A 14,299-nucleotide genomic window follows, 5' to 3' on the forward strand; every position below is an offset into this window, starting at 1 on the left:
TTTTAAATAGTCCGACGCCGCGAGCGTGGAGCCGCGTGACGTACCGACCCCGCCGCACACGCGTGTGGCGAGCGACGCGCCGCCGGTGCAGACCCCACGTCTCTCGGGTGTCCAGCGACTCGTCGGATATGGGTTTTGTGCGTTCGCATCCGTACTCTTATCAGCTGACTAAACGTATTGCTCGGTGAGAGAAGCAATGGATGGGAACTCACGTTCGAACAACAACGGCGGCGAATCTGACACGGTTTACGAGGCGATTTTTCGCGAGATCGACGACGCTGTTTTTCTGATTGACGTCGCGCGGACCGACGGGGGCTACGAGTTTACGTTTCAACAGAACAACACCGCGCACCAGCAGCAGACGGGGTTCTCCGAAGACACGATGCGCGGGCAGACGCCGCGGGAACTCCTCGGCGACGAGCAGGGTGCCGTCGTCGCCGAGAACTATCGCCGCTGTATTGAACAGGGCAAAACGATCGAGTACGAAGAGCAACTCACGTTTCCCGGCGGCACGAGCCACTGGCAGACGAAGCTGACGCCGATCGCCGAAGGGGGAACGATAACGCGGATCGTCGGGGTCGCCCGGGACATCACGGAGCAAAAGGAACGAGAGCGGGAGCACCAGCGCACGTACCGCCGGTTCCAGACCGTGTTGGAGACGATGTCGGCGGCGGTGTTCCTCAAGGACGCCGACGGTCGGTATCTCCTGATGAACCAAGCGTGCCGCGATCTGTTCGACGTAGACGCGGACCCCGTCGGGATGACCGACGAGGACCTCTTCCCGGAGGAGATCGCGGAACAGGCCCGGGCGGACGACTTACGAGTCCTCGAGAGCGGAGCGCAGATCGAACTTGAGGAGACGATCCCGACTCCAGCGGGGGAAAGCGTGCGCCTCACCCGGAAGTCGCCCGTGTACGACGACGAGGGAGAGATCGTGGCCGTCTGTGGCGTCTCGACGGACATCACCGAACAGAAAGCGGGAGAGCGAGCGCTTCAGCAGCTCAAAGACCGCCTCGAACTCGCGGTCGAGGGTGCCCAACTCGGTATCTGGGACTGGGACATGACCACCGACGAAGTCGAGTTCAACGAGCAGTGGGCGCGGATGCTCGGACACGAACCCGACGAGATCGACCCGCACCTCGACGCGTGGGTGCGTCGCGTCCACCCCGACGACCTCGAGCCGAGCGAAGCGGCGCTGTCGGAGCACATGGCGGGCGAGACGGAGTACTACGACACGGAACACCGGATGCGTACCGCGTCCGGCGAGTGGAAGTGGATCCGCGACGTCGGGAAAGTCGTCGAGCGCGACGCGGACGGGGAGCCGGTGCGGGCGGTCGGCATCCACCTCGACATCGACGACCGAAAGCGGCGAGAACGGGAGTTGGAACGCACTCGAGAGCTTATCGAGCGGACCCAAGAGAGCGCGTCGATCGGCTGGTGGGAGGTCGATCTGGTCAACGAGTCGCTCACGTGGAGCGACGAGGTGTATCGCATCCACGGGGTTCCGATGGACGAGTCGGTCGAGCTGGAGGAGGCCATGGAGTTCTATCACCCGGACGACCGGGAGGCCATCCGGACCGCGTTCGATCGACTGACCGAGGAGGGAGAGCCGTACGACCTCGAACTGCGGATCGTCACGGCGTCCGGGCAGACCCGGTGGATCAGGGCGATCGGCGACCCGCAGTTCGGCGACGCAGGGGATGTCGTCGGGGCGTTAGGGCTGTTCCAAGACATCACGGAGCGGAAGGAGTACGAGATCGCCCTTGAGGCGACCCGCGAGGAGCTTCGGAAGATCATCGATCTCGTGCCGGACCTGGTGTTCGTGAAGAACCGCGACGGCGAGTACCTCTTGGCCAACGAGGCGACCGCGGAGGCGTACGGGAAGACGCCCGAGGAGGTCGAGGGGCGCTCGGAGGGCGAGATCATCCCCGACGCCGAGGACTCGACCGAGTTCCGTCAGGACGACTTGGAGGTGATCGAGTCGGGCGAGCCGAAGGCGATCGGCGAGGAGACGTTGACGACGGCGGCCGGCGAAACGCGCATCCTGCAGACGGTGAAAATTCCCTACAAGATGCCGGAAACGGGGGAAGACGCCGTTCTGGGATACGCCCGCGACGTGACCGAACTCAAGGAGTACGAGCGGACGCTCGAACAGCAGCGGGACAGCCTCACCCTACTCAACCAGGTCGTTCGCCACGACATCCGGAACCAGCTGATGGTCGTGGAGTCGTACACCGAGCTGCTCGAAGACTCGCTCCCAGACGATCAGAGTCGAACGTACGCGCGGACGGTCATCGAGGCGGCGAAGCAGGCGGCCGAGATCACGGAGACGGCCAAAGACGTTACCGACGTGCTGCTACAGGTCGGCAGCGACCGGACCCCGATGCGCCTCCGCGACGAGCTCACCGAGCAGATCGAGCGGGTTCGCTCGGATCAGGACCGGGCGACGGTCTCCGTCGAGGGGCCGATCCCCGACGTGGCGGTGTTGGCGGACGACCTGTTGGAGTCGGTGTTCCGGAACCTGCTGACGAACGCGGTGGTCCACAACAACGAGGACGTGGCCGAAATCGCGGTTTCGGCGCGGGTCGTGGACGACGCGGTGCGCGTGTCGATCGCCGACAACGGCCCCGGTATCGAGGATAAACACAAAGAACAGATATTCCTGGAAGGCGAGAAGGGCCTCGAGAGCGGTGGGACGGGAATCGGGCTCTACCTCGTCAAGACGCTCGTCGACAAGTACGGCGGCGACGTATGGGTTGAAGACAACGAGCCGACGGGCAGCGTGTTCGTCGTCGAACTGCCCCTCGCCGACTGATCCCGTGCGGGCGCTTGCAACGCCGACGAGACAGCGGCCGCCCTCGCACGGATCTCACGCAGCGACGGCCTTAATCGCCTGAGCGCCCAACCTCCGACGATCACATAATGGCGGAACCGTCGGGCATGGACGCGTTCGCGCACCTCGGGAGCGAGGTCCGCGAGGCGCTCTCCGAGCAGGGCTTTTCCACCCCTACCGAGCCGCAGCGCGAGGCGATCCCGCCGCTGGCCGACGGGAAGAACGCGCTCGTGCTCGCCCCGACCGGGACCGGAAAGACGGAGACGGCGATGCTCCCCGTCTTCGACGCGATCGTCGACGCCCGGAGCGCTCCGGGCGACCAGCCCCGCGAGGGCATCTCCGCGCTCTACATCACGCCGCTCCGCGCGCTCAACCGCGACATGATGGACCGGCTGGAGTGGTGGGGCGACCGCCTCGACGTGGAGGTCGCGGTGCGCCACGGTGACACCACGCAGTACGAACGAAGCAAGCAGGCCGACGACCCGCCGGACGTGCTGATCACGACGCCGGAGAGCCTGCAAGCGATTTTGACGGGCTCGAAGATGCGGATCGCCCTCGAAGACGTCGCACACGTCGTGATCGACGAGGTCCACGAACTCGCCTCGGCGAAACGCGGCGCCCAGTTGACGATCGGGCTCGAACGCCTCCGCCGCGTGGCCGGCCCCTTCCAGCGGGTGGGGCTCTCGGCCACGGTGGGGGCCCCGGAAGAGGTCGGGAAGTTCCTCGTCGGTTCGGGCAAGCGCGATCCGAACCGCGAGGGCGACCGCGAGTTCGAGATCGTCGAGGTCGCGGCCGGGGCCCGGACCGACGTGCGGGTGCTCGACCCGCCGATTGCGGACCGCGACACGACCCTCGCCGGGGAGCTGGCGGTCGACGAGACGACCGCGAGCCACGTCCGGACGATCCGGGAGATCGTCGCCGACCACGACTCGACGCTGATCTTCGTCAACACGCGACAGACGGCGGAGGCACTCGGATCGCGGTTCAAGACGCTCGCGGAGCGGGAGGCGGATACCGGAGATATCGACGACCCCACCGAGATCGAGGTCCATCACGGCTCGCTCTCGAAGGACGTGCGAATCGACGTGGAGGACCGGTTCAAGGCGGGCGACCTCGACGGGCTCGTGTGCACCTCCTCGATGGAGCTCGGGATCGACGTGGGGCGCGTCGACCACGTGGTGCAGTACGGGAGCCCGCGTGAGGTCGCCCGCCTGCTCCAGCGCGTCGGGCGCGCGGGCCACCGCCGCGACCTCGTGTCGGAGGGGACCGTCGTGACGCAGGGCGGCGACGACACGCTCGAAGCGCTGGCGATCGCGCGGCGCGCCGGCGCCGGACTCGTGGAGCCGGCCGCGATCCACCACGGCAGCCTCGACACCGTCGCGAACCAAATCGTCGGGGTCGTGATGGACGAGGGCGACGTGCACGCCCGCGAGGCGTATGAGACCGTCACGAACGCGTACCCGTTCGCGGACCTCTCCGAGCCCACGTTTCAGGAGATCGTCCGCGAACTCGACGGCAACCGCCTGCTGTGGCTCGACGAGGAGTCGGACACCTTAGAGAAGTCGGGCGGCACGTGGCAGTACTTCTACGCGAACCTCTCGATGATCCCCGACGAGTCCACCTACGAGGTGTACGACATGTCCTCGCGGCGGGGGATCGGGACCTTAGACGAGCGGTTCGTCGTCAACTTCGCCGGACCCGGGGAGACGTTCATCCAGCGCGGCGAGATGTGGCGCATCACCGAGGTCGACGAGGAGGAGGAGCAGGTGAACGTCACCCCCATCGCCGACCCCGCGGGCGAGGTGCCCTCGTGGATCGGCCAGGAGATTCCCGTCCCGAAGCCCGTCGCCGAGGAAGTGGGGAGACTTCGCGGCGAGGTCGCGGAGGCCCTCTCGGCGGGCTCGACGCCCGAGGCGGTCGCCGGCGACCTCGCGGAACGGTATCCCGCCGACCAGGGGACGATCGCGGCCGCGCTGAAGCCGGTCGTCGACCACGTCGACGCCGGGCACCCGGTCCCCACGGACCGCCGGGTCGTGATCGAGGGGAGCGCGCGGACCGTCGCGGTCAACGCCGCCTTCGGGCACGAGGTCAACGAGACGCTCGCGCGCCTGCTCGCGGCGCTCGTGGGCCAGCGCGCGGGCTCGTCGATCGGGATGGACGTGGACCCGTACCGGATCGAGTTCGAGGTGCCCCACGACGTTGACCCCGGCACGTTCCGCGAGGTACTGGAAACGACCGACCCGGACCGACTGGAGGCGTACCTCGAACTCGCCCTGAAGAACTCCGACGCGCTCAAGTTCACGCTCGCGCAGGTCGCCGCGAAGTTCGGTTCGGTCAAGCGCTACCGCGAGGGACGGGGGCGGTTCGGCGGCGACCGCCTGCTCGCGGCGCTGGAGGGCACCCCCGTCTACGACGAGGCGCTCCGCGAGGTGTTCCACGCCGACCTCGCGGTCGGGGAGACGGCCGAGGTGCTGAGAGAGGTGCAGGACGGGTCGCTCGCGGTCGAGATCGCCCGCGAGCGCACGCCGCTGGGGACCGCCGGGCGGTCCTCCGGTACCGAGTTCCTCGTCCCCGAGAACGCCGACGCCGACGTGATCGAGACGATCCGCGAGCGCATCCGGAACGACCGCGTCATCCTCTTCTGTCTCCACTGCGCCGACTGGCGGCGCACGACGAAGGTGCGGCGCGTCCCCGACCAGCCGGAGTGCCCCGACTGCGGCTCGACGCGGATCGCCGCGCTGAACCCGTGGGACGACGAGACGATTGCGGCGGTCCGGGCGACCGAGAAGGACGAGGAGCAGGAGCGGCGGACGGAACGGGCACATCGAGCGGCGAGCCTCGTCCAGACCCACGGGAAACGGGCCGTGATCGCGTTAGCGGCGCGGGGCGTCGGGCCGCACAACGCCGCGCGGATCATCAACAAGCTGCGCGAGGACGAAGACGAGTTCTACCGCGACGTGCTCCGGCAGGAGCGCGAGTACGCGCGGACGCAATCGTTCTGGGACTAGATCGGGACTCGCACGATTCGGTCAGTTGTTTATCGGCTGTCGTCGTCGACGACACGGTGATCGCCGCCAAAGACTCAGCCGCTCACTTATAAACAGTTGCTGACGGCAGATCGACGGTAACCACCTCCAAAGCCCCAGCCACGAGGACTCGCGCGGCTCGCTGCGGTCCTCAGTCTCTCGTTCCACTCGCTCCTTCCGGTCCTTGCGTCGCCGTGCTTCGTCCTCGCGGCTGCCCCTTTGAGTCCCACCCACAGCACCGCAACCGCGCCTCACGCCTCCCCAGCCTCGTCGGTGGTCCTCCGCTTCGCTCCGGACCACCGACTCCCTCGCGCGGGCTCCTCGCGCCCTTGGGGCGCTCGGAGGCGCGCGCCACCACACGTTCCTTATAAGTAGTCGCAGACGCTGTTCGGCCGATTCGCCCGCTACTCGTCCGGGTATTTCGGCTCGCGGCGCTCGGCGCGCTCGGTCGCGCGCTCGACGACCTCCCGGACCGTGTCGTGGCTGTCGCTCGCGTGGTACACGTCGCCGTGACCGGGGTACATCGCCGCCACGGTGTCCGGAAGTCGGTCGAGGATCGCGTGCAGGCTCTCGATCAGCACCTCGCGCGACTGGCCCGCCATGTCGGTGCGCCCGAACGAGCCGTCGTCGAACGCGCCGTCGTTGTAGACGACCACGTCGCCGGAGTAGAGCCGCTCGTCGCCCACGAGCGAGACGTGGTCGTCGGCGTGACCGGGCGTTTCGACGACCTCGCAGGGCTCGTCGCCGACGAGGATCTCGTCGCCGTCGACGATCGCCACGTCGCGTCGCGGATGGGCGGCGTTCGCGTAGACCGTCGCGTCGAAGCGGTCGAGCACCGCATCGAGCTCCTCGACGTGGTCGTAATGTTGGTGAGTCAATACGACCCGGTCGAGTCCCTCGACGCCCGCCTCGTCGAGCGCGTCGGCGATCACGTCCTCGACGCCCGGCATCGTGCCGGCGTCGACGAGGGTCGTCGCCTCGCCGGGCACGAGGTACGCGTTACAGGTGAACTCCTCCGCGTCCGCGGTGACGGTGATCGGCTCCATACGCGCACGAAGAGCGCCGAATGGGTAAAAGCGTGCAGTCCCGCGGAGACGAGCCCGCCGGAACCTCTCACCCCCGAGCGCCCGGGGATTTATCCGTCGCGGCGTGTTAGTTACACTCACATATGGGCTTCGGAAGCTACGATGAATCCGAACAGGAGAACCAAGACCTGGATGCGGATTTCGACGACGACGACGGAGTCCAGGCGGCAGAAGAGGTACACGAGGGGTCAGTCGATTACGAGCCCGGCGCGTCGAACGACGAGCTGCTCGACCGACTCCAGGACATCAAGTCCGAGGAGACGTAATCGGGTGACGCCGCCGAGCCGGACGCTCGGTATCGCGTTCTCAGACGGCGACCGAACCGGCCGCCTAGCCGGGGCCGTCGTCAGAGACGACGGCACCCTCGACGGACTGGGGTTCGAGACCTGCACGGTCGGCGGGCTCGACGCGACCGACGCCGCGATCGCGCTCTTCGACCGGCTCGGCCGCGAGGACGTGCGTCACGTCGCCGTCGCGGGGGTCGCGCCGGCGTGGTTCAATCTCCTTGACCTGTCGCGGTTGCACGACGCCCTCGACCGACCGGTGTACGCCGTGAGCTACGAGGAGAGCCCCGGACTCGAACCGGCGCTCCGCGAGGCGTTCGACGGCGAGGCGCTCTCGCGGCGGCTCGGGACTTACCGATCCCTCCCGCCCCGAATTCGGGTGGAACGCGACGAGTCCGATTCGGCCGCGAGCGACACCGCCGAACCGCTGTTCGTCCGCGCGGTCGGGATCGACGCCGACGAGGCCGCCGCCGCGGTCCGCGGGCTGGTCCGCGAGGGGTTCCGCCGCCCGGAGCCGCTCCGGATCGCCGCGATCGCTGCGAGCGCCCATCGAGAGGCGACCGCGGAGGCATAGCTGCTGTCCTCGCTTTCGAATGTGCGAGTCCCGCGCCGGATATATGTCGCTCCGCCGCGAGCCACCGCTATGAGCGACGACCGCCGCGTGACGTTCCGCGACCGCGACCCGCTCGCCCGGACACCGGCGCACGAGACGGCCCTCGACTGCCTCGCGGCCGGGATCGAGGCCGCGCTCCCGGAGCGGCTGATCCGCGACGTCGTCTCGGTCCAAGACGGAACCCTCTGGATCGAGGACGCCGACGGCGGGGTCGGCGAGTACGATCTCGACGCGTACGACCGGGTGGTCCTCCTCGGCGCGGGGAAGGCGACCGCCGAGGTCGCCGCCGCGCTCGCCGGAGTTCTCAAGAACGGCAGCCACGAGATCTCCGAGGGGGTCGTCGTCACCGAGAACCTCGAGACTCGACCGTCGACGGCGGGCGTCGAGGTCCTCCCCGGCGACCATCCGCTCCCGAGCGAACGGGGCGTCGAGAGCGCTCGGCGAGTCCTCGACGCGGCCGAGCGCGCCGCCCCCAACGACCTCGTGCTCGCGGTCATCACCGGCGGGGGGAGCGCGCTGCTGGCCGCGCCCGCGGACCCGATCTCGGTCGACGACCTCCGCGCGCTCACCTCGGAGCTACTCGCGTCGGGGGCGTCGATCGACGAGATCAACGCGGTCCGGAAGCACTGCTCGGCGGTGAAAGGCGGACAACTGGCGCGCGCGGCCGCCCCCGCGACGACCGTCACGCTCGCGGTCAGCGACGTGATCGGCGACCCGCTCGACGTGATCGCGAGCGGGCCGACCGTCCCTGACCCCTCGACGTACGCCGACGCGCTGGCGGTCTTCGACCGGTACGACCTCGACGTTCCCGCCAGCGTGCGCGAGCGACTCTCGGCGGGCGTCAACGAGGAGCTTCCGGAGACGCCGACCGCGGGCGATCCGGCGTTCGACCGGAGCGCGGCGTTCGTCGTCGGGAACGGGCGGACCGCGCTGGACGCGGCCGCGAGCGCCGCGGCGGACCGGGGGTACGAGCCGCTGGTGCTCTCCGCGAGCATCCGAGGCAAGGCGCGCGAGGGCGGGACGACCCACGCCGCGATCGCCGAGGAGTGTGCCGCCCGCGGGTCGCCGGTCGAGCCGCCGGCCGTGCTGCTCTCGGGCGGCGAGACGACCGTGACGCTCTCGGACGCGGCGGAGCCGGGAACCGGCGGCCCGAACGCGGAGTTCGCCGCGAGTGCGGGCTTGGCGCTCGCAGAGGGGCCGGTGGGCGACGTGGACGGGGACGCGGGCGGCGACGGCGAGGGCGCCCCCCGAGTGGTCGTCGCGAGCGTCGACACCGACGGGATCGACGGCCCGACCGACGCCGCCGGAGCCATCGCGGACGCGACGACGCTCGACCCCGACGCCGCTCGCGACGCCCTCGACCGCCACGACGCGTACCCGCTCCTCGACGACGCGAGCGCGCTCCTGCGGACCGGTCCGACCGGGACGAACGTCAACGACCTGCGAGCGATCGTGGTAGAGAAGCGGGGCTGAGAGGAGGGACGTACTTTATAAATGAAACTGCGGTGGCGCGCGCCGGCTCGCGGCCCAGTGGGCCGCGAGCCGCCGGTGCGAGGGAGTCGGTCGCCCGAAGCAACGCGAGGGCGACCGACGAGGCTGGGGAGGCGTGAGGCGCGGTTGCGGTGCTGTGGGTGGGACTCAAAGGGGTAGCCGGCGAGGCGGGGCGCAGGCAACGTAAGGACCGCAGAGAGTGAGCGAAGCGAACGACCGAGGACCGCAGCGAGCGTGCGCCCCGCCTCGCCGGCTGGGGCTTTGGAGGTGTTCGACGCCGATCCGCCGGCAACCGCTTATAAATGGCTGACACCGGTCACACGATCGAGACGCCGTCAAAGCGAACCGTCGTCGCGAGGCGGACGGACTTATGTCGGCCCCGACCACACCTCGATCCATGACCGAGAACGGGGACGCGCTCGACGGGGACCTCCGAGTGCCGTCCTGCGAGCGCTGTCCGGCGCTCGTCGAGTCGCGGAGCCGGATCGTCGACGGCGTCGGCCCGACCGACGCGGACCTGCTGTTCGTCGGTGAGGGACCGGGCGCACAGGAGGACGAGGAGGGCGAGCCCTTCGTGGGGCGGTCGGGCGACGTGCTCGACGACGCGCTCCGCGACGCCGGGCTCGCGCGGGCGGACGTGCGGATCACCAACTGCGTGCGGTGCCGCCCGCCGGACAACAGAGACCCGACGACCGAGGAGCTGTCGAACTGCCGCGGCCACCTCGACGCCGAGATCGACCGACTCGACCCCGACTTGATCGTCACCCTCGGGAAGGTACCGAGCGAACACCTGCTCGACCGGTCCGTGGCGATCACCGCGGAGTCGGGCGAGGTCGTCGACGCGCGGATCGCGGGGGCGTCCCGGCGCGTGCTGCTGTCAGTCCACCCGGCGGCGACGCTATACGACCGGAGCCAGCGCGACGGGTTCTTCGAGACCATCGCGCGGGCGGGCGAACTGAGCGGGGCCGTCGGCGACGGGACGGACGGACAGTCGCGGCTGGGAGAGTTCTGAAACGAACGGATTGCCGTGAAAACTCGTGCGAACGTCCGTCACAGTAGCTCTGGGTATGAAACATAGAAAATAATATACCATGCGAGTCGAACGCACAACCGTATGTCCGACAACAGGTGGTCGGCGAATCGGCGTAAATTTGTCAAAACGGCCGGCGCGGCCGGCGTGGTCGGGCTCGCCGGCTGTTCCGACGGCAGCGGCGGGGAGGGCGGGGACGGGAGCGACGGTTCGGACGGCGGCACCGCGGGCGACTCCGAGAACTCCGTGACGGAGGTCACGTGGGTGCTGAACCCCGCGGAGGAGGAGATCGACATCCAGGTGCAGTACCAGCCGCTGTTCGAGTACCTCGAGTCCGAGCTCGACGTGGAGATTGTCGAACAGCCGACCGCGAGCTACTCCGGCACCGCACAGGAGCTCCGACGCGCCGCGGAGGGAGACCGGCTCTTCGCGGACGTGTCTCCGGGCGCGGTCGCGCAGATCCCCGGCGAGCTCGACGTGACGGGGATGCGGGTGGCGTACGGCGCGGAGCAGTACTTCTCGCTCATCACGACGACGACCGACAGCGGCATCGAGTCGCTCTCGGACCTGGAGGGCGAGGTCGTCGCGTCGGCCGCGCCGACCTCCGTCTCCGGGACGCTGTTTCCGCTGTACATGCTCAGCAACGCCGGGCTCGACATCGGGAGCGCCCCCTCCGGCTCGCCCGAGGACTTCGAACTCCGGACCTCCGACCACACCACGGCCCGCGAACAGCTGATTCAGGACGACCGGATCGCGGCCGCCGGGACGGGCGCGTTCTCCACCGCGGCGCACGTCCCGCAGGAGCAGTTCGACGAGATGTCGCAGGATTTCGTCGACATCTCTGCCGAGTACGAGGGCGCCGGCGAAAGCGACCCCGAACTCCAGCTCCTCGCGGTCTCCGACCCGATCCCGCGTGCGCCGATCGTGAGCAACGCCGCGTGGGAGGAGTCGCTCAAAGACGACCTCCGTCAGCTGATGATCGACGCGCCACAGGAGGCGTTCGAACACGAGTCGCAGGCGGACATCGCCGAGGCGCTCAACGTCGATCCCGCGATCCTCGACATGGACGAGTCCGAACTCAACGAGGACCAGCAGGCCGATCTGGACTTGGTCGAGGCCCACTCGCTCTGGTTCAGCGGCGTCGTCGAGGCGAGCGTCGAGGACTACGACCCCGTCGCGGAGCTCGGTCAGGAGCTCGGCCTGGAGTGGAGCCAGCTGTAGATCGGGCGGCCATTCACACGCCTTCTTTATGACTTACATCGAAGTAGACGGTCTCACGAAACGGTTTGGCGACACAGTCGCGCTCGACGACGTGTCCTTCGAGGTCCCCGCCGGAGAGTTCGTCATCGTGCTCGGGGTCTCCGGGTCCGGGAAGTCGACGCTGCTCCGGACGCTGAGCGGGCTGCTCTCGCCCACCGAGGGCGAGATCCGGATCGACGGCGAGCCCATGATCGAGCCGCGCCCGTCCGTCGCGATGATCTTCCAGCAGCACAACATCATCGGCGACATGACGGCGTACTCGAACTCGCTCTCCGGCGGCGTCCACCGATCGGGATTCGTCTCCAGCGTGCTGCAGCTTCAGGATACCGAGGAGAAACACCGCGCCCTCGACGCGCTCGATACGGTCGGCCTCTTGGACGAGGCCGAACAGAAGGCGCGGAGCATGAGCGGCGGCCAACAGCAGCGCGTCGGGATCGCCCGCGCGCTCGTCCAGCAGCCGAACGTCTTACTCGCCGACGAGCCGGTCGCGAGCCTCGACCCTGGCAGCGCACAGAGCGTGATGGACTACCTCCGGACCGCCTCCGACGACCGCGATCTGACGACGTTCTGTAGCCTCCATCAGGTGAACATCGCCCGGAAGTTCGGACACCGGTTCATCGGTCTCAGGGACGGCGAGAAGGTGTTCGACGGGTACCGAGACGACCTGACGATCGACGTCATCGACGACCTCTACGGCGACATCGACACCAAAGGGATGTTCGTCCGCGACGACGGTGACGGTAGCGGCGCGACCGACGAGGTCGTGACGACGTGACGAGAACGGAGCTGATCTACGAGTGACAACAGAAACCACGGATTCAGACGGGACGCGCTCGGAGGCGGTCGGCGTCGACGACGCCGCCGACGTTCCGGACCGCATCGCCGAACAGTTCGAGAACATCAAACAGACCCGTCGCCGTCGGGCGCTCGGGTGGCTCGGGCTCGCGGCCTTCCTCGCGTTCACGACGCTGCAGGCGTTCGCCGCGACGGAGCTTTTGAACCCCGACGCGCGCCTCGAGACGTTCACCGAGTCGTTGACCGGGTTCTTCCCGATCACCGACCACTTCGGCGTGATCCCGTTCCTCGACATCGGCCAGTACGTCGGGTTCATCAGACAGGAGAACCTGCTGTACGACCCCGAGATCGGCGGGCTGCTGTTCCAGTTCCCCCCGAATCCGGTGGACATCTACGCGTTCTTCTTCCAGGAGCTCGGGATCTTCCAGATATTCGGGGAGGCCGGCATCACGCTCGCGATGGGCTTCGTCGGGACGATCCTCGGGTTCCCGTTCGCGCTGATCTTCGGGACGCTCGGATCCGAGCGCGTCACTCCGTTCCCGTTCAACTTCATCTTCCGCGGGACGATGTCCTTCATCCGGGCCATTCCCGCGATCATCTGGACGCTCATCTTCATCCCGTTCCTCGGGCTCGGTCCCGCCTCCGCCGCGATCGCGATCGCGTTCGACACGATCGGGAACCTCGGCCGGCTGTTCGTCGACGAGCTCGAGGAGATCGAGGACGGGCCGATCGAGGCGATGCGCACGACCGGGGCGAGCAAGCCGCAGATCGTCTTCTTCGGCATGCTGAGTCAGGTCCGGACCGGGTTCATCGCGTGGACGTTGTACATCTTCGAGATCAACGTCCGCGCCGCCGTCACCGTCGGCGTCATCGGCGCCGGGGGGCTCGGTTACGTCCTCACCTCGCAGCAGAACCTGCTGCGGTTCACCGAGATGATGGCGACGCTGATCGCCATCTTCCTGCTCATCATCTCCGTTGAGCTGTTCAGCCAGCGGCTCCGGTCGCGGCTGCGCTCTGACGACGTGGAGATGAGTATCTGGGAGCTCGTTACCGGCTTCCCGCGCCGGATGATGGAGTCGGCGATGAAGTGAACGCTGCCGCCCACCGCCGGCCGCGTCCCGCTTGAGGCGGACCGCGGCGTCGGAGTGGACGGCCGTCCACCGAACTGCCACAAGGGAAACCGACTTTTCCGTCCCCCTCGGAGGGGACGTATGAGCACCTTCGAACCGCCCGCGGAGACGCTGGCGGACGTGGTTCTGGTCGACTACGGCCTCGGGAACCTCCGGTCCGCGACCCGCGGGTTAGAGCGCGCGGGCGCGTCGGTTGAGATCACCGACGACCCCGAGGCGTTCGCGGCCGCCGACGGCGTCGTCCTCCCGGGCGTCGGCGCGTTCCGCGAAGGGATGGAGAACGCCGGTCCCCTGCGCGAGGCGCTGACCGACCACGCCGACGCCGGCCGTCCCCTCTTCGGGATCTGTCTCGGGATGCAGATGCTCCTCACCTCCAGCGAGGAGGCCGACCACGAGGGGGAAGGCGAGGTGACCGGCCTCGATCTGATCCCCGGCACCAACGTCCGGTTCGACGTGGACCGCAAGGTCCCGCACATGGGGTGGAACGAGCTGGAAGTCGAGCGCGACCACCCGCTGGTCGAGGGCGTAGACGGGGAGTACGCCTACTTCGTCCACTCCTACTACGCCGAGCCCGCCGACCCGAACGCGGTCGTCGCCACCGCGGACTACGGCGTCGACTTTCCGGCGGTCGTCGCCAACGAGGCCGGCAACGTGTTCGGCACGCAGTTCCACCCCGAGAAGAGCGGGGAGACGGGGCTCCGCATCCTCCGGAACTTCGTCGAGTACTGCGCGGACCGGTAGGAGACCGAGAT

At 68.4% G+C, this 14,299-nt stretch carries 11 protein-coding genes; 10 read left to right on the plus strand and 1 reads right to left on the minus strand.

Going from position 1 to position 14,299, the window contains the following annotated elements; translation table 11 throughout:
- The first annotated feature begins 196 nt into the window (after positions 1-196).
- Both ACP96_RS09665 and ACP96_RS09670 read left to right on the plus strand, forming a co-directional pair.
- Complete coding sequence (locus ACP96_RS09665; protein ID WP_050033159.1) at positions 197-2,815, plus strand: PAS domain-containing protein; 2,619 nt, start codon at positions 197-199, stop codon at positions 2,813-2,815.
- 107 nt (positions 2,816-2,922) lie between these two features.
- Positions 2,923-5,841 carry a DEAD/DEAH box helicase gene (locus ACP96_RS09670; RefSeq protein WP_202593937.1) on the plus strand — a complete coding sequence of 973 codons (2,919 nt, stop codon included), beginning with the start codon at positions 2,923-2,925 and terminating at the stop codon, positions 5,839-5,841.
- Between the two features lie 422 nt (positions 5,842-6,263).
- Here the strand turns inward: ACP96_RS09670 and ACP96_RS09675 are convergent, their stop codons facing one another.
- On the minus strand, positions 6,264-6,905 hold the full coding sequence (locus ACP96_RS09675; protein WP_050033160.1) for an MBL fold metallo-hydrolase: 642 nt from the start codon (positions 6,903-6,905) through the stop codon (positions 6,264-6,266).
- 122 nt (positions 6,906-7,027) lie between these two features.
- Between ACP96_RS09675 and ACP96_RS09680 the strand changes: the two genes are divergently transcribed.
- From ACP96_RS09680 to hisH, 8 genes are all read left to right on the plus strand, one after another.
- Positions 7,028-7,210, plus strand: a complete 183-nt coding sequence (locus tag ACP96_RS09680) for a DUF5786 family protein (RefSeq protein WP_050025766.1) — start codon at positions 7,028-7,030, stop codon at positions 7,208-7,210.
- A 4-nt stretch (positions 7,211-7,214) separates the two neighbouring features.
- A complete protein-coding gene (locus ACP96_RS09685) occupies positions 7,215-7,802 on the plus strand; it encodes an endonuclease dU (RefSeq protein WP_050033161.1) in 588 nt (195 codons plus the stop codon).
- Positions 7,803-7,871: 69 nt separating this feature from the next.
- A complete protein-coding gene (locus ACP96_RS09690; RefSeq protein ID WP_050033162.1) occupies positions 7,872-9,314 on the plus strand; it encodes a glycerate kinase type-2 family protein in 1,443 nt (480 codons plus the stop codon).
- 415 nt (positions 9,315-9,729) lie between these two features.
- Entirely contained in the window at positions 9,730-10,344 is a 615-nt protein-coding gene (locus ACP96_RS09695; RefSeq protein ID WP_050033163.1) for a uracil-DNA glycosylase, read from the plus strand.
- A gap of 102 nt (positions 10,345-10,446) precedes the next feature.
- Complete coding sequence (locus ACP96_RS09700; RefSeq protein ID WP_050033164.1) at positions 10,447-11,583, plus strand: PhnD/SsuA/transferrin family substrate-binding protein; 1,137 nt, start codon at positions 10,447-10,449, stop codon at positions 11,581-11,583.
- A 28-nt stretch (positions 11,584-11,611) separates the two neighbouring features.
- A complete protein-coding gene (locus ACP96_RS09705; protein WP_050033165.1) occupies positions 11,612-12,397 on the plus strand; it encodes a phosphonate ABC transporter ATP-binding protein in 786 nt (261 codons plus the stop codon).
- A 22-nt stretch (positions 12,398-12,419) separates the two neighbouring features.
- On the plus strand, positions 12,420-13,508 hold the full coding sequence (gene phnE, locus ACP96_RS09710) for a phosphonate ABC transporter, permease protein PhnE (protein ID WP_050026975.1): 1,089 nt from the start codon (positions 12,420-12,422) through the stop codon (positions 13,506-13,508).
- 120 nt (positions 13,509-13,628) lie between these two features.
- Positions 13,629-14,288: an imidazole glycerol phosphate synthase subunit HisH gene (gene hisH, locus ACP96_RS09715; RefSeq protein ID WP_050033166.1), complete on the plus strand. Its 660-nt coding sequence runs from the start codon at positions 13,629-13,631 to the stop codon at positions 14,286-14,288.
- The last annotated feature ends 11 nt before the right edge of the window (positions 14,289-14,299 follow it).

This window comes from Halorubrum halophilum, from assembly GCF_000739595.1.
Classification (GTDB): Archaea; Halobacteriota; Halobacteria; order Halobacteriales; family Haloferacaceae; genus Halorubrum; species Halorubrum halophilum.

Coding starts and splice junctions, on each gene's coding strand:
- ACP96_RS09695 (WP_050033163.1), top strand. CDS start 9,730: ATGACCGAGAACGGGGACGCGCTCGACGGGGACCTCCGAGTGCCGTCC.
- ACP96_RS09680 (WP_050025766.1), top strand. CDS start 7,028: ATGGGCTTCGGAAGCTACGATGAATCCGAACAGGAGAACCAAGACCTG.
- hisH (WP_050033166.1), top strand. CDS start 13,629: ATGAGCACCTTCGAACCGCCCGCGGAGACGCTGGCGGACGTGGTTCTG.
- ACP96_RS09690 (WP_050033162.1), top strand. CDS start 7,872: ATGAGCGACGACCGCCGCGTGACGTTCCGCGACCGCGACCCGCTCGCC.
- ACP96_RS09705 (WP_050033165.1), top strand. CDS start 11,612: ATGACTTACATCGAAGTAGACGGTCTCACGAAACGGTTTGGCGACACA.
- ACP96_RS09670 (WP_202593937.1), top strand. CDS start 2,923: ATGGCGGAACCGTCGGGCATGGACGCGTTCGCGCACCTCGGGAGCGAG.
- ACP96_RS09700 (WP_050033164.1), top strand. CDS start 10,447: ATGTCCGACAACAGGTGGTCGGCGAATCGGCGTAAATTTGTCAAAACG.
- ACP96_RS09665 (WP_050033159.1), top strand. CDS start 197: ATGGATGGGAACTCACGTTCGAACAACAACGGCGGCGAATCTGACACG.
- ACP96_RS09675 (WP_050033160.1), bottom strand. CDS start 6,905: ATGGAGCCGATCACCGTCACCGCGGACGCGGAGGAGTTCACCTGTAAC.